Source organism: Vibrio sp. 1557 (assembly GCF_033340175.1).
GTDB classification, from domain to species: Bacteria; Pseudomonadota; Gammaproteobacteria; order Enterobacterales; family Vibrionaceae; genus Vibrio; species Vibrio alginolyticus.
On the sequence record NZ_JAWOVZ010000115.1, the window covers coordinates 1 to 1481 of the forward strand.

Sequence of the window (1481 nt, forward strand, 5' to 3'; positions counted from 1 at the left end):
GAGCTAGCTGCTCTTTATGCTCGTTAAGGTCCGCGTTGCCATTGCTATCGACCAAGAATTGTGACACTTCGGATTGCCAAGTCCCGGCCATCCAAGTAGCAGAATCGCCGCTAAATGCTGCTTCAACTGGCTCTCCACCAGTAAATTTACCGTCAAATGGCTCGTCACCAGATCCAAAGTAGTTACTTGGAGAGGCGTAAGGGGCTAATCCATTCACATATACTCTATCGGCTTCAGTTAGTTCACTTAAGCCATTTTTGTTGTGCCAGTAACCTTTGGTGTCAAAGTCTGCAGTGATTTCACAAATGTTATTGAAGTGCACTTCATTACCATCAAGTGCGTCACTGCGATTGTAAACTTCACCGATAATGAGAGGGACGCCATTTTCCATTTTCATGACAGATTTTACGTCGAACGAAATGGTGTGATCACTGGTATTGTTCCATGCAGCAGAAAGGTTTTCGCTCACTTCATAAGGCGCGGGATCTTCACCGCGAACATTTGGAACGAGAACGAAGAATGTGGCACAGCCATCCTCTCCTGTCATCCGCTGTACGTAACCATTGGTATCGACTTCCGCTAAATTCTCGCCTTCTGGAAGAACACCGGCATCAAGAAGAAGTTGTTCTATCACTAAGAATTCACCATTTTCTGGATACTCAGGGTTGAATGGTTTAGGAACGGGTACACTGTCAGGTATGTAAAGGTTGACCGGCCAATTCGGAATCAAGCCTTCGCCTTCATCATGAATACCGTTACCGTTCATATCGAACGACTTACACACTTTAAGATTGGCAATACCGATAGAACCAAAACGGATGGTTAACACGGGATCATCATCAAAGGTTGGTTGAGCCCAAGCACTAGGCATGAAACCAACGTCATTCTCCTCATTACCGCTGGCTTCATCTGTGTCCTCACCAGCAGAACGTTTGATGGTTTCGTCGAAGTTGGTTTGACATGCTAGAGCGTTTGCAAAGCCTATATGCAGATCGCCATCTTCGAACGTCGGTGCAAAGTCTCTTAAATCTGCGAAGGTTGTGAAGTGAGTGAATGGGGTGTTCATTGCGGTAAAACCAACTTTTTTCGCCCACCACATGAATTGGTCTAAGCTCCATTGATGGTCTTCAACCCCAAAAACACTAAACGTGATTGGCTCGTCAGGAGAATCATTGGAAAGTTTAGTATTACGCATACCACCCATTTCCATCGCTAAGTCACGAATACCGAACTCCCAATTAGGAATAACTTCATCGATGATAGGATCATATTGACAGTTCAGGTTTCTGTCGTGGAACGCTCGAAAAGCAATATCAAAGTTTGGCGGTTCTGGCTCTGCAGTCTTCGCTTTGAAGTTATCTGTTTTCGAGAATCGAGGGATAAATCCAAAGAACCCGGCACAGTTTTCACCAGTTTCTTCGCCATACAGGTCAGTACCTTCACAAGCGGCTTCTACGCTCGCTGCTGTGGATACCCAAGCT

1 pseudogene is annotated in these 1481 nt (G+C 45.5%); it reads right to left on the reverse strand.

The features are described 5' to 3' along the window. Positions 1 to 1481, reverse strand: a pseudogene (locus R7070_RS25070) (hypothetical protein); the annotation flags it as partial.